This window comes from Paraburkholderia sp. MPAMCS5, from assembly GCF_036016995.1.
GTDB lineage: Bacteria > Pseudomonadota > Gammaproteobacteria > Burkholderiales > Burkholderiaceae > Paraburkholderia.
The window spans coordinates 397,213-421,669 of the sequence record NZ_JAYXBK010000007.1 but is presented as its reverse complement, the minus strand read 5'-3'; the positions used below and the strand labels follow the sequence as shown (position 1 = coordinate 421,669).

22 protein-coding genes are annotated in these 24,457 nt (G+C 61.6%); 10 read left to right on the top strand and 12 right to left on the bottom strand.

Translation table 11 applies throughout. The features are described from left to right. Window positions 1–255 precede the first annotated feature (255 nt). Together VOM14_RS19125 and VOM14_RS19120 are read right to left on the bottom strand one after the other, a co-directional pair. Entirely contained in the window at window positions 256–2,538 is a 2,283-nt protein-coding gene (locus tag VOM14_RS19125) for an NADP-dependent malic enzyme (protein WP_327630298.1), read from the bottom strand. Between the two features lie 278 nt (window positions 2,539–2,816). Then, complete coding sequence (locus VOM14_RS19120; protein WP_327630297.1) at window positions 2,817–4,049, bottom strand: MFS transporter; 1,233 nt, start codon at window positions 4,047–4,049, stop codon at window positions 2,817–2,819. A gap of 386 nt (window positions 4,050–4,435) precedes the next feature. Here VOM14_RS19120 and VOM14_RS19115 point away from each other — a divergent pair, with 386 nt between their 5' ends. Then, on the top strand, window positions 4,436–5,122 hold the full coding sequence (locus VOM14_RS19115) for an orotate phosphoribosyltransferase (protein ID WP_144143599.1): 687 nt from the start codon (window positions 4,436–4,438) through the stop codon (window positions 5,120–5,122). A 99-nt stretch (window positions 5,123–5,221) separates the two neighbouring features. Here the strand turns inward: VOM14_RS19115 and VOM14_RS19110 are convergent, their stop codons facing one another. Continuing rightward, window positions 5,222–5,911: a response regulator gene (locus VOM14_RS19110; protein ID WP_327630296.1), complete on the bottom strand. Its 690-nt coding sequence runs from the start codon at window positions 5,909–5,911 to the stop codon at window positions 5,222–5,224. A gap of 299 nt (window positions 5,912–6,210) precedes the next feature. Between VOM14_RS19110 and VOM14_RS19105 the strand changes: the two genes are divergently transcribed. From VOM14_RS19105 to VOM14_RS19080, 6 genes are all read left to right on the top strand, one after another. Continuing rightward, window positions 6,211–6,813 (top strand): YbhB/YbcL family Raf kinase inhibitor-like protein, encoded by a 603-nt coding sequence (locus VOM14_RS19105; RefSeq protein WP_327630295.1) that lies wholly within the window; start codon window positions 6,211–6,213, stop codon window positions 6,811–6,813. Window positions 6,814–6,978: 165 nt separating this feature from the next. After that, entirely contained in the window at window positions 6,979–7,551 is a 573-nt protein-coding gene (locus VOM14_RS19100; protein WP_327630294.1) for a flavodoxin family protein, read from the top strand. A gap of 236 nt (window positions 7,552–7,787) precedes the next feature. Beyond that, the gene (gene argC / locus VOM14_RS19095; protein ID WP_327630293.1) at window positions 7,788–8,735 is read left to right on the top strand and encodes an N-acetyl-gamma-glutamyl-phosphate reductase; all 948 of its coding nucleotides are present in this window, start codon (window positions 7,788–7,790) and stop codon (window positions 8,733–8,735) included. Between the two features lie 492 nt (window positions 8,736–9,227). Next, complete coding sequence (locus tag VOM14_RS19090; RefSeq protein WP_327630292.1) at window positions 9,228–10,649, top strand: DUF2957 domain-containing protein; 1,422 nt, start codon at window positions 9,228–9,230, stop codon at window positions 10,647–10,649. Window positions 10,650–10,758: 109 nt separating this feature from the next. Further along, window positions 10,759–12,012, top strand: a complete 1,254-nt coding sequence (locus VOM14_RS19085) for a DUF2957 domain-containing protein (protein WP_327630291.1) — start codon at window positions 10,759–10,761, stop codon at window positions 12,010–12,012. A gap of 190 nt (window positions 12,013–12,202) precedes the next feature. Next, on the top strand, window positions 12,203–13,027 hold the full coding sequence (locus VOM14_RS19080) for an OmpW/AlkL family protein (protein ID WP_327630290.1): 825 nt from the start codon (window positions 12,203–12,205) through the stop codon (window positions 13,025–13,027). A gap of 298 nt (window positions 13,028–13,325) precedes the next feature. Here the strand turns inward: VOM14_RS19080 and VOM14_RS19075 are convergent, their stop codons facing one another. Together VOM14_RS19075 and VOM14_RS19070 are read right to left on the bottom strand one after the other, a co-directional pair. Beyond that, window positions 13,326–13,961: a LysE family translocator gene (locus tag VOM14_RS19075; RefSeq protein ID WP_327630289.1), complete on the bottom strand. Its 636-nt coding sequence runs from the start codon at window positions 13,959–13,961 to the stop codon at window positions 13,326–13,328. A gap of 84 nt (window positions 13,962–14,045) precedes the next feature. Further along, the gene (locus tag VOM14_RS19070; protein ID WP_327630288.1) at window positions 14,046–14,915 is read right to left on the bottom strand and encodes an NAD(P)-dependent oxidoreductase; all 870 of its coding nucleotides are present in this window, start codon (window positions 14,913–14,915) and stop codon (window positions 14,046–14,048) included. A gap of 95 nt (window positions 14,916–15,010) precedes the next feature. Between VOM14_RS19070 and VOM14_RS19065 the strand changes: the two genes are divergently transcribed. After that, on the top strand, window positions 15,011–15,769 hold the full coding sequence (locus VOM14_RS19065) for a Mut7-C RNAse domain-containing protein (protein WP_327630287.1): 759 nt from the start codon (window positions 15,011–15,013) through the stop codon (window positions 15,767–15,769). Window positions 15,770–15,823: 54 nt separating this feature from the next. Then, window positions 15,824–16,102 carry a hypothetical protein gene (locus VOM14_RS19060; RefSeq protein ID WP_327630286.1) on the top strand — a complete coding sequence of 93 codons (279 nt, stop codon included), beginning with the start codon at window positions 15,824–15,826 and terminating at the stop codon, window positions 16,100–16,102. Window positions 16,103–16,304: 202 nt separating this feature from the next. On the opposite strand, the gene VOM14_RS19055 is transcribed toward VOM14_RS19060, so the two are convergent. The 5 genes from VOM14_RS19055 to VOM14_RS19035 form a co-directional block, all read right to left on the bottom strand. Beyond that, window positions 16,305–16,517, bottom strand: a complete 213-nt coding sequence (locus tag VOM14_RS19055; protein WP_327630285.1) for a hypothetical protein — start codon at window positions 16,515–16,517, stop codon at window positions 16,305–16,307. A gap of 225 nt (window positions 16,518–16,742) precedes the next feature. Beyond that, window positions 16,743–17,495, bottom strand: a complete 753-nt coding sequence (locus VOM14_RS19050; protein ID WP_327630284.1) for an IclR family transcriptional regulator domain-containing protein — start codon at window positions 17,493–17,495, stop codon at window positions 16,743–16,745. A gap of 229 nt (window positions 17,496–17,724) precedes the next feature. Then, complete coding sequence (locus VOM14_RS19045) at window positions 17,725–17,976, bottom strand: hypothetical protein (RefSeq protein ID WP_327630283.1); 252 nt, start codon at window positions 17,974–17,976, stop codon at window positions 17,725–17,727. Between the two features lie 777 nt (window positions 17,977–18,753). Then, entirely contained in the window at window positions 18,754–19,434 is a 681-nt protein-coding gene (locus VOM14_RS19040) for a DUF2242 domain-containing protein (RefSeq protein ID WP_327630282.1), read from the bottom strand. Between the two features lie 206 nt (window positions 19,435–19,640). Further along, window positions 19,641–20,291 (bottom strand): lytic transglycosylase domain-containing protein, encoded by a 651-nt coding sequence (locus VOM14_RS19035; protein ID WP_327630281.1) that lies wholly within the window; start codon window positions 20,289–20,291, stop codon window positions 19,641–19,643. Between the two features lie 329 nt (window positions 20,292–20,620). Between VOM14_RS19035 and VOM14_RS19030 the strand changes: the two genes are divergently transcribed. Then, a complete protein-coding gene (locus tag VOM14_RS19030; RefSeq protein WP_327630280.1) occupies window positions 20,621–20,881 on the top strand; it encodes a DUF6723 family protein in 261 nt (86 codons plus the stop codon). A 354-nt stretch (window positions 20,882–21,235) separates the two neighbouring features. Here VOM14_RS19030 and VOM14_RS19025 read toward each other — a convergent pair whose 3' ends face one another. Together VOM14_RS19025 and VOM14_RS19020 are read right to left on the bottom strand one after the other, a co-directional pair. Further along, window positions 21,236–23,518 carry a hypothetical protein gene (locus VOM14_RS19025; protein ID WP_327630279.1) on the bottom strand — a complete coding sequence of 761 codons (2,283 nt, stop codon included), beginning with the start codon at window positions 23,516–23,518 and terminating at the stop codon, window positions 21,236–21,238. A gap of 37 nt (window positions 23,519–23,555) precedes the next feature. After that, window positions 23,556–24,422 (bottom strand): hypothetical protein, encoded by an 867-nt coding sequence (locus VOM14_RS19020; protein ID WP_327630278.1) that lies wholly within the window; start codon window positions 24,420–24,422, stop codon window positions 23,556–23,558. Between the last annotated feature and the right edge of the window lie 35 nt (window positions 24,423–24,457).

The window sequence follows — 24,457 nt, the reverse complement described above, 5'->3', positions numbered from 1 at the left end:
CACCACTTCATCATCAACCCGATCGTTGTCCGCCATCGTGTACACGTCTCCATCACGTTTTTGATGGACACGATGCTCCTATGCGCAGACCACAGCTTCAACGTGACTTCACCGGACCCTTACGCTTGATTGGCTTGATCGTTGTGTAGACGCGCAACGCGCACATAAAAAAACGCCACGGAATTCGCTTCCGTGGCGTTTTTCTTTTTCGCGGGACTGCCGCGAAAGCGGGCGCCCCGAAGGGCGCCGCTTCGATTACTTGCTGTTCACCGACTTGCGCGCGTTTGCCGAAGCCACCGCGGTCATGTTGATGATCCGGCGCACGGTCGCAGCCGGCGTCAGCACGTGAACCGGCTTCTCGGCGCCCAACAGGAACGGGCCGACTGTCACGCCTTCGCCGCCGACCATTTTCAGCAGGTTGTACGCGATGTTCGCCGCTTCCACGTTCGGCATGATCAGCAGGTTGGCTTCGCCCGACAGCGTCGTGCCGGGGAATGCCGCCTTGCGGACCACTTCGGAGAGTGCCGCGTCGCCGTGCATTTCACCGTCGATTTCAAGCGTCGGCGCACGTTCGGCGATCAGCTTGCGAGCCGCGGCCATGCGTTGCGACGACGATGACGGCGCGCTGCCGAAGTTCGAGTTCGACAGCAGCGCGACCTTCGGCGTGATGCCGAATTTCTCGATTTCGCCTGCGGCCAGCATGGTCATGTCGGCCAGTTGCTCGGCGGTCGGCGTTTCGTTCACGTACGTGTCGCAGATAAACAGATTGCGGCCCGGCAGCATCAGCAGATTCATGGCGGCGAAGTTCTGCACGTTGTCCGCCTTGCCCAGCACCTGCTCGATGAAATTCAGATGCGTGTGGTACTGGCCGATCATCCCGCAGATCATGCCGTCGGCTTCGCCGAGACGCACCAGAATTGCACCGATCAGCGTGTTGAACTTGCGCAACGCGGCCTTCGCCACGTCCGGCGTGACGCCTTCGCGCGCGCCGAGTTCGTGGTACGCCTGCCAGCACTGCTGATAGCGCGGATCGTCTTCCGGATCGACGATCTCGACGTCTTCGCCGCACCTGAGCTTCGAGCCCATTTTCTTCAGACGCATTTCGATCACCGACGGACGGCCGACCAGAATCGGCTTGGCGATCTTTTCCAGCAGCACGAATTGCGCGGCGCGCAGCACGCGCTCGTCTTCACCTTCGGCGAACACGATGCGCGCCGGCTCCGACTTCGCGGCGGCGAACACCGGACGCATCACCATGCCCGTGCGATACACCGTCGTGCCGAGTTCTTCCCGGTACGCGTCCATGTCCTTGATCGGACGGGTCGCGACGCCCGAATCCATGGCTGCTTGCGCGACAGCCGGCGCGATCTTGATGATGAGGCGCGGATCGAACGGCTTCGGGATCAGATATTCCGGACCGAATTCGAGCGAGTGGCCTTCATACGCCTTCGCGACTTCGTCGCCCTGATCGGTTTCTTCCGCGAGTTCGGCGATCGCGCGCACGCACGCGAGCTTCATTTCTTCCGTGATGGTGGTCGCGCCCACATCCAGCGCGCCGCGGAAGATGAACGGGAAGCACAGCACGTTGTTGACCTGGTTCGGGTAGTCCGAACGACCCGTCGCGATGATGCAGTCCGGACGCACTTTCTTCGCCTCTTCCGGGCGGATTTCCGGCTCCGGATTGGCCAGCGCGAGAATCAGCGGCTGCGTGCCCATTTCCGCGACCATTTCCGCCTTCAGCACGCCCGCGCTCGAACAGCCGAGGAACACGTCGGCGCCGCGGATCGCGTCAGCCAGCGTGCGCGCCTCGGTATTGGCCGCGTAACGTTCCTTCGACGGGTCCAGATTGCCACGGCCTTCGTAAATCACGCCCTTCGAGTCGACGACGAGAATGTTCTGCTTCGACAAACCGAGATTCACGAGCAGATCCAGACACGCGATAGCCGCCGCGCCCGCGCCCGAGCACACCAGCTTCACCTCGTCGAGCTTCTTGTTGACCACTTTCAGGCCGTTCAGGATGGCCGCCGACGCGATGATCGCCGTGCCGTGCTGATCGTCGTGGAAAACCGGAATCTTCATGCGCTCGCGCAACTTCTTCTCGATGTAGAAGCATTCCGGCGCCTTGATGTCTTCCAGATTGATGCCGCCGAGCGTCGGCTCGAGCATCGCGATGGCTTCGACCAGCTTGTCGGGATCGGACTCCGACAGTTCGATGTCGAACACGTCGATGCCGGCGAACTTCTTGAAGAGGCAGCCCTTGCCTTCCATCACCGGTTTGGCCGCGAGCGGGCCGATGTTGCCGAGACCGAGCACGGCCGTGCCGTTCGTGATCACGCCGACCAGGTTGCCGCGCGACGTGTACTTCTGCGCGTCCAGCGGTTCGTCGTAGATCGCCATGCAGGCCGCGGCGACGCCCGGCGAGTAAGCGAGCGACAGGTCGAGCTGGTTCGACAGCGGCTTCGTGGGCGTGACCGAAATCTTGCCGGGTTTCGGGTTCTGGTGATAAGCGAGAGCGCTTTGCTTGAGTTGGTCGTCCATTTTTTGCCTGGGAGACGTAAGAAATTGAGCCGGCACATCACACCGTTGGCGTCGCTTGCATCTATCGAATGGATAAACCACCGAGGCGGTTTCGCATGCGCCGGTTAGGCGCGGCGTCGGTACCCGGCGAAAGCGCAGGACGGTGCGGAGTGCTACACGGGTCGGTTAGTGTACACCCCGCGCGTGGCGATGCACTGACTGGTTAACACGGCTCGCCATCGGCGAAACACCCGCCAGTCATGCTGCGGCGCCGCATCCGCGAGCACGGCGCGCAGCGTTTATTGCAGTTCGGCGCCGCGCCGTTCCGGGATCAGCCAGAGCGTGGCGAGAACATCGAGCAGATAGATCGACGCCAGGAAGGCCAGCGCGGCGCCAAACGAATAACGCGCCGCGAGCGCGCCGACCACGACAGGCCCGAAGCCGCCGACCGCCCGTCCCACGTTGAACAGCACGTTTTGCGCGGTGGCGCGCGCCTCGGTCGGAAAAAGCTCCGAAATCAGCGCGCCATAGCCGCCAATCATTCCATTGACGAATACGCCCAACGCCGCGCCGCCGATCAGCAGCGCGCCCGGCGTGGCGAGGTGCGCGTAGACGAAAACCATCACCACGGCGCCCGCCTGGTAGAACAGAAAGGCGGGTTTGCGGCCGAAGCGATCGGCGGCGATGCCGAACAGCCAGATGCCGCATGCCATGCCGACGACCGTGGCCGCTGTCCAGACGCCCGATTTCGTCAGCGAATAGCCGAAGGTTCTGGACAGATAGCTCGGCAGCCAGATCATCAACCCGTAATAGCCGAAGTTTTGCACCGAGCAGAGAATCGCCACGCCGAGGCTCGCGCGCGCGGTCCGGGCGTCGGCGACCAGCAGCTTCAGCGGCAGCTTGCGCACGCCGCGCGCGACGCGTTCGGTGAAAAGCGCCGGCTCCTCGACGCGCCGCCGCACGAAAAACGACACTACGGCGGGCAATAGCCCAATCGCGAACATGCCGCGCCAGCCGATGAGCGGCAACAGCAGCGGCGTCAGCAACGCGGCCGCCAGCACGCCGAGTTGCCATCCGAGGCCGACATACGACGAGACTCGCGCCCGCTGCGATGCCGGCCATGCTTCGGCGACAAGCGTCATGCCGATGCCGAATTCGCCGCCCAGCCCGATCCCGGCGATGGTCCGGTACGCGAGCAGGTCGGTATAGCCCTGCGCCAGCGCGCACAGGCCGGTGAAGACCGCGAACATCAGAATGGTCCAGGTCAGCATGCGAACGCGGCCGAAGTAGTCGCTCAGCACGCCGAAAATCAAACCGCCGGCCACCGCGCCGATCAACGTCCACGTGACGAGCGAGCCGGCTTGAGCCGAGCTGAGATGCAAGTCGGCGGCGATGACCGGCAGCATGAAACCGAGGATCAGCAGATCGAAGCCGTCCATCGCGTAGCCGAGCACCGATGCGATCAGGGCCCGCACAGCGTAGCCGTTTCGGGCGGAGGCTCGGGCGTCGGTGGCGGAGGAAGCGGGTGTCATGGGAAGCAATCCGTAATTCGATTCGGCGGCAGCGGCAACCGGCGCCCGAGAAATTCGCGTGAGTGTAAAGGCGCGCCGGATTGCTCACAAGCGAGCCAGAAAGCCAGGCCGAGAACCCAGCCTGCGAGGCGCGCATAGCGGGTCGCCGCCGTCACTCGCCCTGCGCGCACGAAAGGAACCGCAACGACCGCGACTGCTTGCTGCCGCGCACGACGAACTCCTCGGCGGGGTCCGTTTCGGGTAAAATGTCGGCCTACGCGCGCAGCAAAAACCGGCCAGCTTCCACTGGCCGCTGCATATTCCGCCCAGCACGGCGCGGCATATCCCGCTTGTTGCGCCACCGGGCCTCGCGCCCGCTTCTCCCGCTCATACCCAAGGATGCGCCCATGACAGGCTTCGATCGCCAGACGATCTCCGACACCACCGCCAAGATGCTGCTCGAAGTACAAGCAGTGCATTTCAACGCGGAGAAACCGTATATCTTCACGTCCGGCTGGGCGAGCCCGGTTTATATCGATTGCCGCAAGCTGATTTCCTACCCGCGCGTGCGCCGCGGCCTGATGGAAATGGCTGAAGCCACCATTTTGCGCGACGTGGGCTACGAGCAGATCGACGCGGTGGCCGGCGGCGAAACCGCGGGCATTCCGTTCGCGGCATGGCTGTCCGACCGCCTGATGGTGCCCATGCAATACGTGCGCAAGAAGCCGAAGGGTTTCGGCCGCAATGCGCAGATCGAAGGCCTGCTGACCGAAGGTCAGCGCGTGCTGCTGGTGGAAGACCTCACCACCGACAGCCGCAGCAAGATCAACTTCATCAACGCGCTGCGCACCGCCGGCGCGACGGTGAACCATTGCTTCGTGCTGTTTCACTACAACATCTTCAAGGAAAGCGTGTCGGTGCTGAAAGACATCGACGTCGATCTGCACGCGCTCGCCACGTGGTGGGACGTGCTGCGCGTCGCGAAGGCCAACAACTACTTCGACACCAAGACGCTCGACGAAGTGGAAAAATTCCTGCACGCGCCGGCTGAATGGTCGGCAGCGCACGGCGGCGCAACGTCCTCGCCGCAGTAAGCGCGACTGCAAGGTATCGCTCGGCATCGCTCGAATGAAAAGGCCGCCTGTCTCGCGACAGGCGGCCTTTTTCTTTCGTCGCGGCAAAACCGCGAGCAGCTAAGGCAAGTCGCCGGTAGCTTCCGTCGAATGCGAAGACAAATTCAGCAAACCGTTGCTCTGCGCGTACTGGAACAACTCCGAATCGCGGTCGATGCCGAGCTTGCGCATGGCCGTGTTCTTCTGAGTGCTGATCGTTTTGATGCTGCGATTCAGCTGCTCGGAGATTTCCTTGATGGTCATGCCCGACACGAAGAGGCGCACGACTTCGAGTTCGCGTCTGGACAGCATCACTTCGTCGCTCTTGCCGCCGGTATTCATTCGCAAAGCGTCGAGCGACGCCTTGACCGACGGACTCAGATATTCCAAATGCCGGCTCACGTGCTGCACCGCGAGCCCGATATGACTCAAGTCGTCAGACTTGTTCACGACAGACGTCACGCCGAGTTCCCGCAACCGTTGCAGCAACGCGGCGTTCTCCAGCATCGTTAGCACGACGATTGGAAGATCCGGAAAATTGCGGCGCAAATAACCGACAAGCGGCAAGCCGTCGCCATACTGACCACCGGGCATCGCGAGATCCGTGACGAGCACATCGCACTCAATGGTTTGCAGCACCTTGATTAATTCCGTCGACTGCCGCGCACGCGCGACCACCTGCAAACCGGGAAACTTGAGCAACGCCTGTTCGGCGCCGAATAGGATTACTGGATGATCGTCGGCGATGACGACCTTGACTACCTCTTGCATTGCCCGTACCTCGACAGAAAAACCCTCTCCAAAACAACTTTAGTCATGCCTTGTTTATTCTTACCGTTTTACTTAGCCAATGAGACACGGGCCGTGATGCCGGAACCTCTTTCCGACTATAGCTGATTTCAAAGCCGTAATCCGGTATTGGCGAAACACAATGCATCGGGGAGCTGATGTTAGACTTGATTCGACCCTGAAGGACAAAACAGGAACCATAACCCTCGCGAGACGACTGCCTCGCGGCTCGCGCGGCCACCATGCGGCGCGACAGTCAGTGCTCTCCACGGAGAACCGGCATGCTCTTGCGTTGCCTGGCCGTTTCGGATGTTTCGCCGTTTCGCCGCACGCCGTTGTTCATCTGCGCCGCGCTCTGCCTCGCGCTATGGCTGGCGCACGGCCCCGTCGCTTTCGCGCAGGGCGCGTTCTCGCTGACGAGCGCCACCTTTCATGCGGGCGGCACGGTCGGCGCCCCGCAAGTGTTCGACCAAGACGACTGCAAGGGCGGCAACCGCTCGCCGCAATTGTCCTGGCGCGACGCGCCGTCCGGCACCCGCAGCTTCGCCATCACGATGTTCGACCCCGACGCGCCCGGCCGCGGCTGGTGGCATTGGGCGGTCGCGGGCATTCCGGCCACGGTGACGAGCCTGCCCGAAAACGCCAGCGCGTCGGGTTTTCTCAAGAAGCTCGGCGCGGCGGAAGCCCGCAACGACTTCGACATCGACGGTTATGGCGGCCCTTGCCCGCCGCCAGGCAAACCTCACCGCTACGTGATCACCGTGTATGCCCTGAGCACCGCCGATCTGCGCCTCGCGCAAGGCCGCCCCGCGCTGATGTTCGATCACGAGATCGGCACGGCCACGCTCGGGAGCGCCCGGATGGTGGTGAATTACGGCCGCTAGGGCGTGACTGGCGTTGATTGGAGTTGGCTGCCGAACGCCGCCTGACGCACGGCTTGCAGCGCATCGCTCGTCGCGCGGCAATTCTGTCGTCCGCGCGCGCTGGTGCGCGGTGAGGCCCGAGGCCGTGCGCCATCGCATTTCACTTCTCTTTGCCTGGAGCTGCTCATGTCGAAGATCGTCATCGTTTATCACAGCGGTTATGGCCACACGAAGAAGGTCGCCGAATCCGTGCTCGCCGGCGCGCTGGAGGCCGGCGCGGAGAGCCGGCTGCTGCCGGTCGGCGAGATCGACGAAGCGGCCTGGGCCGCGCTCGCCGCCGCGGACGCCATCATTTTCGGGGCGCCGACCTACATGGGCGGACCGTCCGCCGACTTCAAGAAGTTCGCCGATGCAAGCTCCAAACCGTGGTTCGGTCAGACGTGGAAGGACAAGATCGCCGCCGGCTTCACCAACTCGGCGACGATGAACGGTGACAAATTCCTGACCATCCAGTATTTCGTCACGCTGGCGATGCAGCACGGCATGATCTGGTCCGGCACCGGACTGATGCCGTCGAACACCAAGGCGGCCACGCGCAACGATCTGAACTACGTGGGCGGCTCGACCGGACTGCTCACGCAATCTCCAGCGGATGCATCGCCCGAGGAAGCGCCGCCCGCCGGCGACCTCGAAACGGCGCGGCTCTTCGGCGCGCGGGTTGCCGAAGTGACGGCCCGCTGGATCGCCGCAGCGCGTTGAGAACCGGCACTGGAGCCGGAGCCGGAGCCGGAGCCGGTTTCGCCCGTGCCGCCGCGCTTTGCCTTCCCGCCCGCCTGAGCCACGTCACGCCGACGTCACGTTGCGCGAGCATCGTCGTTTTGTCCTGTTTTTCGCGCCGTTTTCAGCGCCTCTCGCACGCGTTGGGCGATGAGGTCTTAAAATGGCGTTTTCGCGCGGCGTCGCGCGCTGTTTCCAAAGAAGCCAGTGAGATCGAGATGAGCACGAAAGTTTTTGTCGACGGACAGGAAGGCACGACCGGCCTGAAGATTTTTGAATACCTGTCGCAGCGCGCGGACGTGGAGATTTTGCGTATCGAGGAAGCGAAGCGCAAAGATCTCGAAGAACGCCGCCGTCTCATCAACGCATCGGACGTCACGTTCCTGTGCCTGCCCGACGTGGCTTCGCGGGAATCGGCTTCGCTCGTGGAAAACGAGCACACCGTGCTGATCGACGCCAGCACCGCGTTCCGCACCTCCGCCGACTGGGCTTATGGCCTGCCCGAACTCGCGCGCTCGCAGCGCGAGCGTCTGCGCACGGCGAAGCGCATCGCCGTGCCGGGCTGCCACGCGTCGGCGTTCGTGCTGGCCATGCGTCCCCTCGTCGAAGCCGGCGTGGTCACGCCCGATTTCGAGGCCCACGCTTATTCGATCACCGGTTATAGCGGCGGCGGCAAAAAAATGATTGCCGACTACGAGGCCGGCGGCAACGACAAGCTCAAGAGCCCGCGCCCGTATGCGCTCGGCCTCACGCACAAGCATCTGCCCGAAATGGCGGCGCACACCGGTTTGAAGTCGGCGCCGGTTTTCACGCCGATCGTCGGCGACTTCTACAAAGGGCTCGCCGTCACCACGTACTTCTCGCCGCGCCAGTTGGCCAGGAAGACGACGCCGCAAGAAGTGCACGCGCTGCTCGCCGAGCACTACGCGGGCGAAGCCTTCGTGCGCGTCGCGCCGTTCGATGCGGAAGCGAATCTGGACGGCGGTTTTTTCGACGTGCAGGCGAACAACGACACGAATCGCGTGGATCTGTTTGTGTTCGGCACGGCGGAACGCTTCGTGACTGTGGCGCGCCTCGACAATCTGGGCAAAGGCGCGTCGGGTGCGGCGATCCAGTGCATGAACCTCGCGATCGGCGCGGCCGAGGAAAGCGGTTTGAAACGCTAAACCCGATTAAAATGCCAGCGGCGATTTTGCCGTTGTCAGCATTGCGAAAGCCGGTCTGTAAAGACCGGTTTTTTTGTTTTAAAGCGGCAATCCAAACCGACTTCTTAAAGATAATCAGTGGCCGCCTGCTCGACTTAGAAATTTAAAAATCGGCGGACATCCCTGATTTCCGGTAATTCTTCCCCGCGAACCATTCGGACAGCACAGTTTTCCGCCTAGGGAAACTCCCGATTTTTTTTCGAACACTCGTTCGAAGATGATAGAGCCTTTTTGTTCTAAGGCTTACCTGGTAAGGGCTTGCGGCGAAACAACGAGCCGCCGTTTCGCGTCGAATTCATGTTTTTGTTTAAAAGGTCCGCTTCGTCCCATGCACTGCGCGCGCGGCCTGATAGCCGCTGTTTGAATCGATCTTTTTAGACGCCTCATTCAATTGACAGGCATTAATCGCGCGGCGAAATTAGCTCGCACAATTACATGAAGGGAGACAGCAACATGGCAGACGCCATTATTCGAGGCTTGGCAATGGCTATTGCCACGACTCCTTTTCTTATCGCTTGCGGCGGCGGCAAATCCGACACGCCCGGCCCGATCAGCGCGCCGCAATGCTCGGGATCGAGCTGCGGCGTCCAGGGGCCGCCCGCATCGACCGCCACCGCAGCGGCGTTGTGTCCGGCCACCGCAGACATCGCCGAAACCACGTATCTCGGCGGCGCAGGCAGTGGCGAAGTGGTTCAGCTGAATATCGACGCCACCGCGATGACCTATACGCTGAAGTGGCTGGAGTCGCCGATTCCTCTGCGCACCGGCAGCGTCACCCCGACGCGCGCGGGCACGCAGATCACCGGCGCGGTAATCCATCCGCCCGCCGGCACACTGCCGACCGCCGAGCAAACGCGCTGCGCCTTCATACTCGGCGCGGGCAGCGGCACCGCAGCCGGTGACGGCCAGCCGTACACCACGCCCGACTTCACCAACAACCCGAATCCGCCGATGGTGCTCGTCGGCCTGGGCGTCGCGGGCGGTGGCATTCCGGGCGCGACGGTCCAGTTCGACGGACTGTCAATTCCGCTCGCCGGCTCCGGCATCGGCGCAGTGCCGAATCGCCACTTCGACTTCTACCCGTTCCTCGGTTTCGCCAGCACGACCACCGACATCACCAAGCTGCCCGGCACTTACAACGGCCTGCTGTATCACCTGGTGCCGTCGGGCAATTACTCGACGGTCGCGACCAGCACGGTCGAAACCTTCGACGCGAGCGGCACCTGCACCGGCAGCAACACCGCCAACCCGAACTACTCGCCGAACGCCGGCGGCTGCCTGACCACCGGCAACCCGCTGACGCTCAACAGCAACGGCTACTTCGACAGCCAGCAAGCGCCGCAGATCGGGCAGCAACTCAGCCTGCCGCTGATCGGCAAAACCGGCAAGTCCGGCACGGCGCACATGATTCTCGGCCAGATTAATGGCGCGACGGTGCCGCTCATCGTGCGCACCGGCTACGTCAACCTCGGCACGGCGCCGGCCCATCTGGACGCGAAGGTCGACGACGAATCCGGCATCGCCATGCTCGCCACGGCGACACCGCTCGCCTCCGGCGGCTTCGACGGCGGCTACGCCGGCGCGGATTCGAACTTCAAGTACACCGCGACTTTGATTCAGGGCAAGGTCGGCACCTTCATCAATCCGTCGACTTCGGCGGCCGAAAGCGGCTTCGGGCTGGGCTATGGCCTCGCGAGCCCCGGACTCGTCGGCGTCCAGGACGCGAACGGCAAAACCGGCCTCGCGATCGCGTCGGGCGGCCTCTACGCGATCGAGATCCAGGGCACGGAGAACGGCGGCGTCGCTTCGACGTCGGCTAACTCCGATACGTCGAGCACGCCGTACTTCGGTATCGGAGCGCAAATCAGCAAGTAATCGGCAAATAGCCGGTGAAACAACGTAGTTCGCAGCACGAGCAATAAAAAAGCAAACGGTGGCTGGACAGGGAGCCGGCCACCCACAACGAAAAAATTCTGGAGGCGGTATGAAATGGAGATTCCTGTCGGTGCTCGCGTTGGCAGCACCGTTGCTGGCGGCATGCGGCGGTGGTGGGGGCGGCGGCAACGGTGACGGCCCGATGACGGAAGTGCGGCTGTGTCCCGCTTCGCTCGATTACAACACGGTCTACACAGGCGGTGGCGGTGACGGCGAACTCGTCAAGCTGCAACTCGACACGACCAAGATGACGTGGCAGGTGAGCTACGTCGAGTCCCCGATTCCCGCGACCACCGGCACGGTCGCGCCGACGCGCGCGGGCCAGACCGCGAGCGGCACGCTCACGCAGGAAACCCTGCTGCCAACCAACAAACTGAACCAGTGCGCGTTCCGCCTGAACGGCGCGAGTCTCGATCCCAATCGTCCGGCGCGAATTTTTGTCGGCGAGGGCGTCGCGGGCGGCACCATTCCCGGCGCGGAAATTTCGTTCGGCGGCATTCTCGGCGTGGGCGCGGTGCCGGATACCAAGTTCCCGTACTACCCGTTTATCGGCTTTTCGTCGATTGAAACGGATCTCGCGAAGGTGGCCGGCACCTACAACCAGCTCGGCTATCACCAGGTGCCGTCGCAGAATTTCGCGCCGGTCACCGTGGATTCGAAGATCACGATCAACGCGGACGGCACGTGGACGGAGTGCGACAACTCCGGCGTGAACGCGGGCAAATGCCAACAGCCGGGCAGCAACTTCGCGCAGGCGACGGACGGCAGCGGCGCGTTCCAGACCAACAACTTCCAAGGTCAAGCCAAGCCCACGCTCGCCGCCACGCCGGAAGCGCGCGGCTACATGATCGTCGGCAAACTGCGCAACCAGCTCGTGCCGATTTTCGTGCGCACGGGCGCGGCGAACTCGTCGGTCACGACGCCGCAAAACGGCGCGGTCGGCCCCTACGCCGACGATGAATCGGGCATCTCGATTCTCGCGCCGCAAAACCCGATCGCGGTGAACTCGCAAAACGGTGAGTACATCGGCGTGGATAGCCAGTTCGACTATCGCACGACCGCGCTCGAAGGCACGCAGGCCACGCTGCTGGACCCGTTCAACCCGTCGCAGGCCTCGCTCGCGACGGCGCTGAATCTGGACTTCACGCAAACCGTGCCGGGCGTGGTCACGACGACGCATGTGGGCGCCTCCACCGGCAACACGCCGACCGGAAAGATGATTTTCACCGGCGGAGTGTTCGGCTATCTCGATCTGACCAACTCGGCCTCGCCGTATTTCACGATCGGCGCATTCGTCCAGTAACGCGTGCCAAGCGCCGCCAGCAGGTAACGGAACGCTCGCGCCTGCCCGCCGCGCACGCTCGCGGAGCGGCGGGCGGCGTGAGACGTCCACACCGTCTATAAGGCGCGCCGGCCCAATGCCTCATCTGGCCCAGCCGCCCACGCTCGCCGCGCGCGCCTTGCGTCGCACGAGCGCCCAAGGAGAGCAACACATGAAAAAAATCTGTCTCGCGATACTGGCCGCGTGCCTCTCCGCCAGTGCATACGCGCAACATGCGGGCGACAACGTCGCCGTGCTCGGCTGGTTCCACGTGATGCCGAAGGATTCGAGCACGCCGTTGACCACCAACGTCGCGCCGACGCCGATCAACACGCCGCTACGCCTGCCGAACTCGTTCACGTCGGAGGGCACGAGTCTGTCGACGAACACCGCCAACACGGTCGGCCTTGTGTTCAGCCATTACCTGACTGATCACATTGCCGTGTCCACGGTGGCGGGCGTGCCGCCGGTGTTCAAGATTTACGGGCACGGCACGATCAAGCCGCCCGGACCGGCGGGGGCGCTCGGCCAGCAGGACATCGGCGATCCACAGGCGAATCCGATCGTGAAGAGCGTGCGTCAGTGGAGCCCGGCGCTGCTCTTTCAGTACTACTTCAATGCGCCGACAGCGAAGCTGCGGCCTTTCCTCGGCATCGGCGTCTCGTATAACTGGTTTTCCGATGTCCAGTTGAGCCAGAACTTCGTGAAGTCGACGCAGGACAACCTCGGGGCCATCCTGGCGGCCGGCGCGGGCAAGCCGGGTAAAACGCAGGTCTCTGCCAAGGCTTCGTCGTCGTGGGCGCCGGTGTTCAACGCGGGGCTCGCGTACAACATCACGGACCATTGGGGACTGGTGGCCTCGGTGACCTACATTCCGCTGAAGACGACTTCGTCGGTGATCATCAAGGCCGCGGACGGCACGGAACTGGGCGTTTCGAAGGCCGAGCTGAAGGCTGACCCGATCATTTCGTTCCTCGCGCTTTCTTACAAGTTCTAACGCGACGCCGATCCAGCCAGCGCCTCAACCTGCGATTGCATCAACCAGCGACAAAGCCGGCTCCTTCCGTGCGGATCAGCCGGCTTTGCTTTAGGCGGGACTTAGGCGGGACAAAAACCGCGGGCAAAAAAAAGCCCGCCTATGTGGGCGGGCTGAATCCATATCAGAGGAGACATGGAGGAGACAAAACGAACTATAGCAAATCGTTTGGTGCGACGCAACATGAAAATCAGGGTTCTCCCTTCTTGTTGCGCATTCACAACATGTGCTTGGCGACAGCCTCGCCACGGCGGAAGCGTCAATGCCGCACCAGCGCCATCATCGCGCCGAACCCGACAAACACGCCGCCCGTCAGCCGATTGAACAAGCGCGCAACGTTGCGGCTTTTCAGACGGCTGCCGATGCGCGTGCCAAACCCCGCATACACGAGATACCAGCTCACTTCGATGGCCGCGAACGTGGCCACCAGCACGCCGAACTGCGGCAGCTTGGGCAACGAGGCGTCGATGAACTGCGGCAGCAGCGCGGCGGCAAACAGAATCGCCTTCGGGTTGCTGCTCGCCACCAGAAAACCATTGCGAAACAACGCGAAACGCGAACGCGCAGGTTTCGCGGCGAGCGGGTCGGTTTCGGTCGCCGCGGCTTCGTCGGCGGGCGCGCGCCATGCCTTGATGCCGAGATAGACCAGATAGGCCGCGCCGATCATGCGCAGGGCGTTGAACATGGCCGGCCACGCTTCGAGAAACACGCCGAGTCCCGCCGCCGACACCGCCAGCATCAACACCAGCGCCGACAGGCAGCCCGCCATCGTCGCACTGGCGCGGCGCAGCCCGTGCTGGGCGCCGTGCGTCATCACGAGCAACATGTTCGGGCCCGGAATGGCGGAAACGACAAAAACGGTGGCGACGTACAGCCACCAGGTATGCAGGCTCATGGCATCAACGCGGAAGAAGTCGGATTGTTATTATGCCCTTGAAGCATGCGCTTCAAGGGCCGCCAGCCCCATGTTCCGCACGCCTTAACGGCCGGCCCGGCGCGCCGCGACCTGGCCGAGCACCGCGAAATCCTTCTCGCCGTCGCCATGCGCGACCGCCTCGATCAGGCTATCGCGCACCACGCTCGCGATAGGCAGCGGCGTCGTGACCGCGTCGGCCGCGGCGAGCGCGAGCCGCAAATCCTTCAGTCCGAGGCGCGCCTTGAAGAGTGCAGGCTCGTAGCTGTTCTCCGCGATCATCTTGCCGTAGCCCGCGTACACCGGTCCGGGGAAAATCCCGCTCGTGATGACGTCGAGAAAGTCCTGAATCGCGAGGCCGTGTCCGGACACGAGGGCGGCGGCTTCGCCGAGCGTCTCGACGGCCGCGCCGAGCATGAAGTTCGCCGCGAGCTTCATCACGTTGGCCTGTTGCGGCAGCGAACCGATGCGCCAGGTCTTCTGGCCGATCGCGTCGAAAATCGGCTGCACGCGGTCGATCGACTCAGCCGGCCCGCCGGCGACGATCGTCAGCTTAGCCGCCGCCGCCACGTCCGGGCGGCCCAACACCGGCGCGGCCACGTAGTGGACGCCGCGCGATGCGTGCGCCGTCGCGAGTTCTTCGGCGAGCGCAACCGAGATCGTCGCCATGTTCACGTGGATCAACCCGCGCGGCGCGTGCTCCAGCAACGAAGCCGTCACGACTTCGCGCAACGCGGCGTCGTCGGCGAGCATGGAAAACACGGCGTCGCCGGCAAACGCTTCGGCCGGCGTGGCAACGATGCGCGCGCCCGCATCGGCGAGCGGCTGCGCGCGTTCCGGCGAGCGGTTCCACACGCGCACCTGATGCCCGGCTTTCAGAATGTTTGCAACCATCGCAGCGCCCATCTCGCCGAGACCGATAAAACCGATGTCCATCTGTGGCTCCGTCTTCTAAAGAACTGGAAGTAAAGCACACCCATGCGACATATGCAGGAAAAGCGCGCAACGACGCACGGTGCGATACTGCTGCGATGGTCACCGCGACATTCCGCTTCTATGAGGAGCTGAACGATTTTCTCGCCCGGCCGCTGCGCCGGCGCGCGTTCACGTACGCGTGCGCGCGCGGCGCCACCACGAAGCACACGATCGAAGCGCTCGGCGTGCCGCATACCGAAGTCGAACTGATCCTGGTGAACGGCGAGTCGGTCGGTTTCAATCACCCTATCGCGGACGGCGATCGCGTCTCCGTGTATCCGAAGTTCGAAGCGCTCGACATTCGCCCGCTGCTGCGCGTGCGCGAACGGCCGCTGCGCGTGATGCGCTTCATCGCCGATGCGCATCTTGGCGGTCTCGCGCCGCTGCTGCGGCTGGCCGGCTTCGATACGCTCTACGACAATCACTATCCCGACGCCGATATCGAAGCGCTCGCGGCCGCCGAGGAGCGCATCGTCCTGACGCGCGATCGCGAACTGTTGAAACGCCGCGCGATCACGCATGGCTGCTACGTTCGCGCGCTCAGGCCGCGCGAGCAGTTGCGCGAAGTGTTCGAACGGCTCGATCTCGCGGGAAGCGCGCAGCCGTTCCGTCTCTGCCTGATGTGCAATGCGCCGCTACGGCGCATCGCGAAACACGAAGTGGGCGACCGCGCGCCGGACGGCGTCCTGCAGCGGCACAACCTCTTTGTCACTTGCGACATCTGCCGTCGCGTGTTCTGGGAAGGCACGCATTGGCAAAGAATGCGCGCGTTGATGGACAGCGTGGCGCCGGGCGAGTCCGGCGCGTCGCCCTGACGCGCGACACCCTGCGTACAATGCGGGATTACTTATCTGGCAGAGGCCTTCCGTATGGCGATGAAAAAAACCGACCTTGAAAAGAACAAGGCGCTGAAGCTGAACAACGCAATGAAGCAAGCCACCGCCGATCGCTTCGGCAAGGCTTCGGCGGCCGCGCCGAAACTCGATCGCCGCGAGCAGCGCAAGCTGGATCAGGCGCAGGGCCTCGTCGCGTTCGCATGCAAGCTGAACGACGTGTTGGTCACGGAGCTGAAGGAGCGCGCGGCCACACATCCCGACGGCATGACCGGGCTGCTGGATGAAGTGATCAGGCGCGGCCTGGCGGGCTGAATGCGGGCACGGCGTCGCTGAGATATTGTTGAAGCGCGGCGGAAAAGCGGCCGACACGCAGCCGCAAACAATAAAGGCCAGAGCTTTTGCTCTGGCCTTTATTGTTTGCGTCGTCGGCTGCGAATCCGCTGCGAATGGCGAAGCGCCGGAACCGGCGCGACGTGATGCAACGAAGCGGCACGCCTCGCGAACGAGCGCCTGCTTAGTTCGTCGTGCCCTTGTCGTTCGTGCCGGCTGCCGATGCTGCCGACGAAACCCCAGCGCGCTTACCATGCGTCTTCAGCTTCTTGATGTGATGCTTCTTCGGTGCGCTAGCGGCGGCGGCCGGTGCGGTCGTGTCCGATGCTTGTGCGAAAGCCTGAGCCGAGACCAGTGCGAAAGATGCAGCTGCGAGCGAGACGATAACCTTTTTCATGTGTTGTTCCCCAAATCCTCAACGACTGAATCAATGTGAATGGAATAGCTGCACGGTGAAGCCGGGCGGACGGCAGGCGCCCTGCCGTTCCCCGCGGGAGAGTATTACCTGGCGTAGGCGGTTTGTCATGCGCAAAACTCGATATGTATTTTCCGGGAGACAGCTCCCTTTCGACGCGCTTTCACCCAGAAAACGCCCGTTACCAGGGCGATTACCTACGTCGCGTCAGACCAGATTGCGCAGCAGGCTCGCGGTTTCGAGTAGCGTCGGCAGAACGCGGTGCAGCGCGGCGTTAGCCGATTCCTGACCGATCGGCATACTGACGCTGATCGCCGCGACGACCGTGCCATGCCGGTCGCGCAACGGCACGGCAACGCCGCGCACGCCGAGTTCGAGTTGCTGGTCCGTGACCACGTAGCCGTTGCGGCGAATTTCGCCGAGCACTTCCCGCAGCCGTTCGATGGTGGAATAGGTGTGCGGCGTGAACACCTTGATCGGATAAGACGCGAGCCACTGTTCGATACCCTCCGGCGCCCGGAACGCCAGCAACACCAGTCCCGCCGATGACAAAGGCGCCGGCGCGCGCGAGCCAAGCACGAAGCCGACCGCCATCGCCCGATTCACGCCGTTGCGCGCCACGTAGACCACATCGTGTTCGTCGAGAATCGCAACGAGCGCCGTTTCCTGGAGCGTCGCGGTGATCCGCTGGAGAAAGGGCTGCACCGTGCGCGGCAAGCGCGCCGAATCGAGATACGACTGGCCGAGTCGCAACACGCGCGGCGCGAGCCAGAAGAGCTTGCCGTCCGTATCGATGTAGCCGAGTTCGCGCAGCGTCAGCAGATACCGCCGCGCCGCCGTGCGCGAGAGGCCCGCGCGCGCGGCGACTGCCGTCGGCGTCATGCGCGCGTGTTCTTCGTCGAATGCCTCGATGATCGCGAGCGCCTTCGCGGCGCCGGCGATCCGGTCCTTGTCGTCCATGGAATTGCCTGAGAAGGTCGCCCGATGCGCGCCGCCGGTCGCGGTCGATGGGGCTTATGCAGGCCATTGTGCCCGAAGCCGCGCGCGCGTCGCGCGATCATCGCGCAGCCTGGCGTGGCTCCGGATGGCCGTCGGGCTCGACGTCATCCGAAAACCGATGCCCGAAAACCGACGCTTTTCTCAGAACAATGAAAGTGAGCGTGTCGACAGCAGCGTGCTGCAGCCGCCGTCAAGCCGCCCGAGGATGCGCATAGAGATGCCGCGTCTCGCCGGTGGGCGGGAACACGCACCAGCAGCCGTCGTCGTGACGGAAGAAGAAAAGACCTCGTGATCCCGTTTCAGCCAAGGTCTCCACGCGCACGTAGCGACGGCCGCCCACACGGGTACGACTGAATTCCGTGACGCGTACCGCGGCCGAAGCCGCCGGCGCGAGCCATTTCTCGACCAGAAAGCGCAACGAACGTTCGCTCGCCGTTCTCATGATCCGCTCCGCGCCGGCTTGTTCTCACGAACGTCGCGGGTGGCGTCGGTGCTGTCGTCGCCCTCCGTGGAGCCCGCTTCGCGCTCCGCCGACGCAACCGCCATCGCCCGGTTAGTGGCTGCCGCCCGCAGCGTGCTGCAGTGGGTAGCATGTCTGATGTCCGAGAGAAGACGGACCAACTGTCGTGCTGTTCTGCGCTTCATTCCACACCCCCGCACTGCATCAATAACCTCAGAAAGCACTTTAACTCTATGCCTCAATCGGTCATTGCAAACTCGTTTTGACGAAATAGCAACAGTTGCGCTTGCAAAAGAAGACACGCAATCTTCGTACCGTCCGGCTTCAATTTGCGCGTGTCGACGCGTGCGATCTGTACGTTCGCGAGCGATCGCCGATGGAAAAAACACGGCCGCCGGAAGGCCCGCCTGCGCGGCCTGCAGCGGGCTAGTTATCCACACCGACCTCTGCATAACTTTGGGATAGCGCATTGAACAGCCTGTGCGCGAAATCTTGATAAGCCGGAGCGATCGGTTCGAGCCGGAAAAGTTATCCCTGGCTGGTAGCTTTTCTACAGTGCCGCTCCGCACGGTTATTGGTTTCGCATTCCCTTGATGTAACGGAAGAATCGCCGGTTATCCACAGACAGGACGCGCCCTTGTTAACTACTACTACGTATGTATACGTCTGAGATAAAAGACATAGGAGAACTGCCGCTGCGCGCTGAATTCGCAGGCTGAATGCGCTTCGATTCTCATCAGCCGCTGCGCGCATCGGAAGTTAGCGCAATGCCCCCGGGTCGCTGGCGGGTTGGACGGAAGCAGCTTTGTCGATCGCGTCGGACAGAACGGGCGACGGCGCGGTCGCTTCAACCGGCACCGGCAGCAGATGCGTCTCGATGCGGTCATTCACGACAGGCTGCGTGCGCACCACCGTTTGCAGGTAATGATCGACGAGTCCGAAAAAGCGGTCGTAGAACTTGCCCGACGGAATCGTTTCGCTGGAAATTTTCACCATGGCGTCGCTGTTCGAGCGGATCGGTAGCGATAGCGAGCCGAGCACGCTCAACCCGACGCTCGCCGACGTATCGCTCTTCTTCAGCGCAAAGCCGTTCTGCACCGCATTGACGTAGACGATGCTCGTACTGCTCGCCTCTTCGCCCGGCGTACAGACCACATGAAATTCGACGGACACGTGGGTGTCGCTGGTCGGCTGGAAGTTCTTGGTTCCGTCGACGGTGTCGGTGCCTGTCATCGTCGTCAGATAGCCCTGACTCAGCAACGCGCGGCGCGCGGCCTCGCAGGAATCCGTCACGCTGGAGTTGAAATTGCGCGCGTAAGGGCTCGCGCCGGTTTCGAACAATTCCTGCGAAAACTTGGGCGTGGGCGCGCTGCTACAGGCGGCCAGCGTCATCAGGCCGCACAGCGACGCGGTCGTGATCTTGAAAAGCGAGGTGGACATGGTCAATCGGAAAACGCTGCGTGAATGCGAAACAAATCGCGAGGGAAATGCATTGTAGAGCGGTTGCCACGCGTGCGTAAAAAGCATGCAGCAAAGCAGGCAGCGCGCGGCTTGCGTTGTCTTTCACGAAGCCGTGGCGATGCAAGGGCCGCGGCTTAACGACGGCGCAGTGACCAGCAAGCGGAGAAAGAGACGAAGCGCGGCGCTCAGTTCGACGAAGCAGGAAGCGTTGCCGACGCCGCTGCGCCGTCGCCGATGGCTTTTATCGCAGGAACCGTGAAAGCATTGATCCAGTTGCCCGGCACAGGGCAACTGCGGTCATTCGCCCGCGCGTCGCAAAGGCCGGCGTCTTGAGCATTTCCAGACTTTGCGAGGTCGCGCGACGGTGCGACGCCCGCGAAATCGCCGGCACGCAAGCTCACTTTCTGCGCGTAGGCTTGCGAGCCGCCGTAGTTCTTCAATGCGGCGTTGACGTCGCCGTTGGCCGAGCGCACGTAGCCCGACAGAATCGCGGAGCCGACTTCGATATTCGTCGTCGGCTCCGTCAGATCTTTCACGTTCCTCAAAAGTCCGCGATGCGCGCTCGGCACGACCTGCATCAGCCCTGTCGCGCCATTCGCGCCCTTGGCCTTCTCCTTGAAGCGCGATTCGATCGAGATGACCGCCAGCAGCAATGCGGGCGGCAGCGAATATTTCGATGCAGCGGATTGAACCGCGTCGGAAATCTTTTGAGCCTTTTCTTTTGCCACGCCGAATTTCTGCGTCAGATACGCGGACATGCGGTCACCGTTTTCCTCTGCCATCGCGGTTTGCGCGAGGCCGAGCGAAAGCAGAATCAGGCAAAGTAACCGGCTCATGGAATAGGTCTGACGAAAAGAATGGCGCATTATAACCTTGCCTTAAAAATAGGCATCGAGTGGGGGAATGAGGACTCAGGGAGCGGCTGGCGGGCGAAACCCCGCGCACGGGGCGGTTCAGGGGCGGCCGGTCGGCTTGCAGACCCGCGTTTTTGACGTCTTAAAGTTATGCTGTTAGTTGCAAATGTGTTGATTGCGCTCGGCCATTGCAGTGTTCGGCGCCTTTGTGAGACGTCTCGTTTCCTCGAATTTGAGACAATGGCGTCTGCCGGCACGCGCTTTTTTTTCGCGGCACGCTGGCCCATCGAACACGAGATGTCCCACTCAGCATGAGCAAGATCGCATTTATCCCCAGCGTCCCGGCAACGTCAGAGGAAGACTTCGACATATCGGCAGGCTCGAAGCTCGCCGGCTATCGGCGTTTCTTCGGCGTATTGAAAGTGACTCGAACGACGGACGGCCGCGTGCTGTTCCCATTCGACGGCGCGCCCGAACTCGGCCCGTATCCCACGAAGCTGGAGGCGATCGCCGCGGCGCAGGTATACGGCGAGCACATTGTCATGAGCGATCTGGCTCGCCCGGAGCTTTGACGGGCCGCTGACGCCCTCGGAGAAGGAGCCCGCAAGCGCGGGCTCCAATAAAAAAAACGCCGGCTTCTAGCCGGCGCTTTGCTGCCCAAGAATGAAAGCGTCCCCCATTGCACTTCGCATTTCGCGGAAAGCCAGGCCACACTTGCTTCTCGGAGGTTTGAGGGACACTTTTTCGAGCCCCGTTATACCCCCAAAAAACGCATGATTCCCCAATTTGGTGCCAAAACCGAATGAAAGTGTCCCTCACCAAGTCCCGCATGGCTGAGCGAGGAAAACAACCCCCAGCAAAGCACTGGATTTTCCACCTTTCTCTATCGCCACGGTCTCGTGTTCAGACCGTGGCTACCCGGCGGGTTACCAGTCGACGGCCACCGGTCGTCGAGGGCGCTGTGAACGAAAATCTGTCTCCGGCGCACGTTGCGCAGGAACGTCGTCTCTAACGGCGGGTGCTCCCAGACGTGTGACCAAGTCACGGGTGTCGTCATGCTGACCGAAGGCAGTCGCCGCCTCCTTGGCCTCAGCCTTAGTGACCCCCTTCGTCCAGCCGTCGACCTTCTCCATCTTTTTTTGCTTAGCCTTGGACACCGGCTTCGCAGGGGTCTTGTCGACAGGTGCATGGAAGCGCTCCTTGTCCCGCTTTTTCGCCAAATCGGCGTTCGACAGCATGGTCATGTAATCGTGGAGAAACTTGTACCCATCTCCGTAGACCTTCAACGCGCCGTCGGTTGCGTCGAGAAGCTCCAGTTCTCCGTCGTTGTCCCATAGGAGGTGCAAGGGAGAGGTGAATAACTCGTACCCCTTGATTACCATCGTCTTATTGCCATTACGTTTTGCGTACTCGGTCGCCTTCTGCTGAAGCAACGGCGAGGTGTAAGTTCGCCTGGCCAACGAGACAAAGCCTCCCGGAGCTTTTTTTTCGAAAGGCACGGACAACTGCCGGAAGATTTTTTCTTCGGTCCAATCCCATGATGCATCCCCTCTCTGAAGCGCCTGGTTATACAAAAAGACTTCTTTTGGTACAGGGGCCACGCCCGCTTTGGCCATTTCCTTCGTGCGAAGGTCGGTGACTTTATGCGTGACGTTGTACTTGCTGATGGCCGTAAGAAACGCCTGCATGAACTGCCGGAAGGTTATGACCGCACCTTTAGGGGCATCTCTCAACTTCAGACGATTCCGCGAACGTACCTCGTCTTTTTCGTCACCCGTGCCTCTTACGGGCTCTTGGTAACTTGAGCCGGGAAGGTTGCCCAGTTCCTTCTGCAGATAGCCGATGAAGTTTTCCACATTGCCCTTGCCCTCTGGGTCTCCTGGTTCGGCCATCAACAATTGCTCTCTCATGCGAGTCACAATCGCATGTTGAAACTTCTCCGAGATACCTGCGTAGCGGTCAACGAAGATTTTCCTCGCACAACCGTAGACCATCCCATTCAGCTTCGGTACGCCCCATCTCAGCAGCTCTCGCTCTTTGTCGGTGTAGGCACTGAAGACACAAGCAAGATACGCGTTGGTATCCTCATTTCCTAAAGTAACATAATGGCCGATGCAGCACTGGCTACCTCTATCGAAAGCGACGAGAAACGTAGGCTTGAGAGCTCCGTCAATTTGAATAAAGTCGCTACCAAACCGCAGAAAGTTCGTCGATACGGTGCCATCGATGTCGAATACGTTCAAGTCACCATTGGCGAGTTGAGCCGTACTCCCAGCTTTCCGACCTTCTTCAGCGCGCCGTTTCAACTCAATGCGCGCCTCAATCAACGCCTTTCGTCCTTCCTCCAGCATCGATGAATCGGGTGGATAGTGGCGAGGGTCAATCGGGTAATACTGCGTCTCACCCGCTTCGTTGCGGTTGTAGCCAACGAGCTTGAGTTTGAAACGCTCAAGCAAATCGACAACCGTAGTAGCGGCCTTGGCAGCATGCTCGCGGATAAATTTCACCCACCTAGTCAGCATCTTAGGGCGGAGTTGCTTTCTCCCGAGATGCGTATCAGGGTCAAGCCGCTCCGAGGACGTCTTCCTGCCCTGCTTGATGTACTTTCCGTCGACCTTCAAGTCACGTCTGCTTTTGCCTTTTCCGCCTTTTCGCCAATGCTGCTCAGCGGTAGCATTCTTATGCCCACCATAAAAGAGGTGTCGCTCGTAATACTTTCTCACGGTCTTAGGGTCTACCTCAAAGAGCTCCTCTACGCACTTGACCATCTCCGAGTAAGTATTTTCGTCCCGAAACGGGTCATCTCCGAAGGAGCCTTCGATGTATTCCATCATGCGCCGCCGCGACACCATGTCTCTCACGCCCTTCGTGCCCAGCGCTTGCTTTTGACGAATTCGGAAGTCGATGGCCTCGTCATCCTCCATCTCATCGGGAATCGCGCGTTCCTCAATAGGCCGCAGCAGCCCAGCTCGAAACCAGCTCTCGGCCCTCCCACGTTTGAACGAGACTCTATTCTTCAAAGTATCATCTTGGTCGCTAATTTCAGCCACTCCATTCGGCGCTTCACCGAGCTTGACCGCGTAGATGAAATGCTCACTATCCCCTAGATATCGGTATAACGTTTGCTTTCCGCTTGGCAGAATGTGTACGAAGGACTCGAACTTCCTGAAGTTAATCGGTCTAGGTCCATAGTAGTCCCTAATATTCATGTTTTTGCTCCTTTTTGAGTTTTGATGGTTGTGCCTTTTACTTCTTCAGGTGCATCGGCTCGAGAGGGTGTATCTCATAACGATGGTCCCACTGGAGGTGGCCCAAGAAGAACGCTATTGCCATCACTCGATACGCTTCGTTCAAGCTCCAGCCGTGCCGCTTGCCGACCATTCCAACGACTCGGTCCATCGAGCCTTTTGCCTCAGACTTCTTGAGCGCCCTTCCAAAAATGGCTGCCGGTCTTGCCAGACCGCGGATGTCGTCGGTGCTTTGTTGCCCCATGTACGTGAGCAGACGTTCATAGTTCGTTGTCTCAAGTTCAGAAACCGTCAATTCGGTCATTTGCTCATGCGTTCCACCCCACTCCCACAGGCCGTCAGCCTCCTTCCTATGTCGCGTGATTACCTTGCGGTCTAACAGCTGTGCGTCCGGTTTTGCCGAAACGCCGTGGTAGATGTGATAAGGGAGACCCGGCAAGCAGAGCCTGAGCATGAAATCGATTGTTCGGAGTCTGTTGTCGGGGTATCGGGAGTTGGACCGGCAATACTCGAGAAATTCTGCTCGGTCCCATTGCGGGTATTGCGTTCGGATTTCGACAACGAACGGGCACATCTCAAAGTACCGTAGCAGCCGAGCTTCGAGCCACGAGTGGCAGGCAACCTTCCCCATGCCCTTGAAGCTGTAGTAGTAGCCCGCAACGCCGATTCGGCTGTCACTCGCCTTCTTCCAACACTCGAACGTATCCGCGCTCAACACGCCGCGCGGGTCTGTTTCAGGGAGGACTATTGGCCAATTGAGCACAGGGTTGCCGCCGAGCAGACGCAGTCGTAATGAAGCTGGGTCATCCGGGTCGTAATCTTGCGGGCTAATCTCCTTCGGAAGTTCGACCTCATCTACGGGCAACGACCATCGCGAATGAGGCGGTGGGCGGGTACCCT

What these genes read in the sequence shown, in the direction of transcription:
- VOM14_RS19125 (WP_327630298.1), bottom strand. Translation starts at nt 2,538, where the DNA reads ATGGACGACCAACTCAAGCAAAGCGCTCTCGCTTATCACCAGAACCCG.
- VOM14_RS19120 (WP_327630297.1), bottom strand. Translation starts at nt 4,049, where the DNA reads ATGACACCCGCTTCCTCCGCCACCGACGCCCGAGCCTCCGCCCGAAAC.
- VOM14_RS19115 (WP_144143599.1), top strand. Translation starts at nt 4,436, where the DNA reads ATGACAGGCTTCGATCGCCAGACGATCTCCGACACCACCGCCAAGATG.
- VOM14_RS19110 (WP_327630296.1), bottom strand. Translation starts at nt 5,911, where the DNA reads ATGCAAGAGGTAGTCAAGGTCGTCATCGCCGACGATCATCCAGTAATC.
- VOM14_RS19105 (WP_327630295.1), top strand. Translation starts at nt 6,211, where the DNA reads ATGCTCTTGCGTTGCCTGGCCGTTTCGGATGTTTCGCCGTTTCGCCGC.
- VOM14_RS19100 (WP_327630294.1), top strand. Translation starts at nt 6,979, where the DNA reads ATGTCGAAGATCGTCATCGTTTATCACAGCGGTTATGGCCACACGAAG.
- argC (WP_327630293.1), top strand. Translation starts at nt 7,788, where the DNA reads ATGAGCACGAAAGTTTTTGTCGACGGACAGGAAGGCACGACCGGCCTG.
- VOM14_RS19090 (WP_327630292.1), top strand. Translation starts at nt 9,228, where the DNA reads ATGGCAGACGCCATTATTCGAGGCTTGGCAATGGCTATTGCCACGACT.
- VOM14_RS19085 (WP_327630291.1), top strand. Translation starts at nt 10,759, where the DNA reads ATGAAATGGAGATTCCTGTCGGTGCTCGCGTTGGCAGCACCGTTGCTG.
- VOM14_RS19080 (WP_327630290.1), top strand. Translation starts at nt 12,203, where the DNA reads ATGAAAAAAATCTGTCTCGCGATACTGGCCGCGTGCCTCTCCGCCAGT.
- VOM14_RS19075 (WP_327630289.1), bottom strand. Translation starts at nt 13,961, where the DNA reads ATGAGCCTGCATACCTGGTGGCTGTACGTCGCCACCGTTTTTGTCGTT.
- VOM14_RS19070 (WP_327630288.1), bottom strand. Translation starts at nt 14,915, where the DNA reads ATGGACATCGGTTTTATCGGTCTCGGCGAGATGGGCGCTGCGATGGTT.
- VOM14_RS19065 (WP_327630287.1), top strand. Translation starts at nt 15,011, where the DNA reads ATGGTCACCGCGACATTCCGCTTCTATGAGGAGCTGAACGATTTTCTC.
- VOM14_RS19060 (WP_327630286.1), top strand. Translation starts at nt 15,824, where the DNA reads ATGGCGATGAAAAAAACCGACCTTGAAAAGAACAAGGCGCTGAAGCTG.
- VOM14_RS19055 (WP_327630285.1), bottom strand. Translation starts at nt 16,517, where the DNA reads ATGAAAAAGGTTATCGTCTCGCTCGCAGCTGCATCTTTCGCACTGGTC.
- VOM14_RS19050 (WP_327630284.1), bottom strand. Translation starts at nt 17,495, where the DNA reads ATGGACGACAAGGACCGGATCGCCGGCGCCGCGAAGGCGCTCGCGATC.
- VOM14_RS19045 (WP_327630283.1), bottom strand. Translation starts at nt 17,976, where the DNA reads ATGAGAACGGCGAGCGAACGTTCGTTGCGCTTTCTGGTCGAGAAATGG.
- VOM14_RS19040 (WP_327630282.1), bottom strand. Translation starts at nt 19,434, where the DNA reads ATGTCCACCTCGCTTTTCAAGATCACGACCGCGTCGCTGTGCGGCCTG.
- VOM14_RS19035 (WP_327630281.1), bottom strand. Translation starts at nt 20,291, where the DNA reads ATGAGCCGGTTACTTTGCCTGATTCTGCTTTCGCTCGGCCTCGCGCAA.
- VOM14_RS19030 (WP_327630280.1), top strand. Translation starts at nt 20,621, where the DNA reads ATGAGCAAGATCGCATTTATCCCCAGCGTCCCGGCAACGTCAGAGGAA.
- VOM14_RS19025 (WP_327630279.1), bottom strand. Translation starts at nt 23,518, where the DNA reads ATGAATATTAGGGACTACTATGGACCTAGACCGATTAACTTCAGGAAG.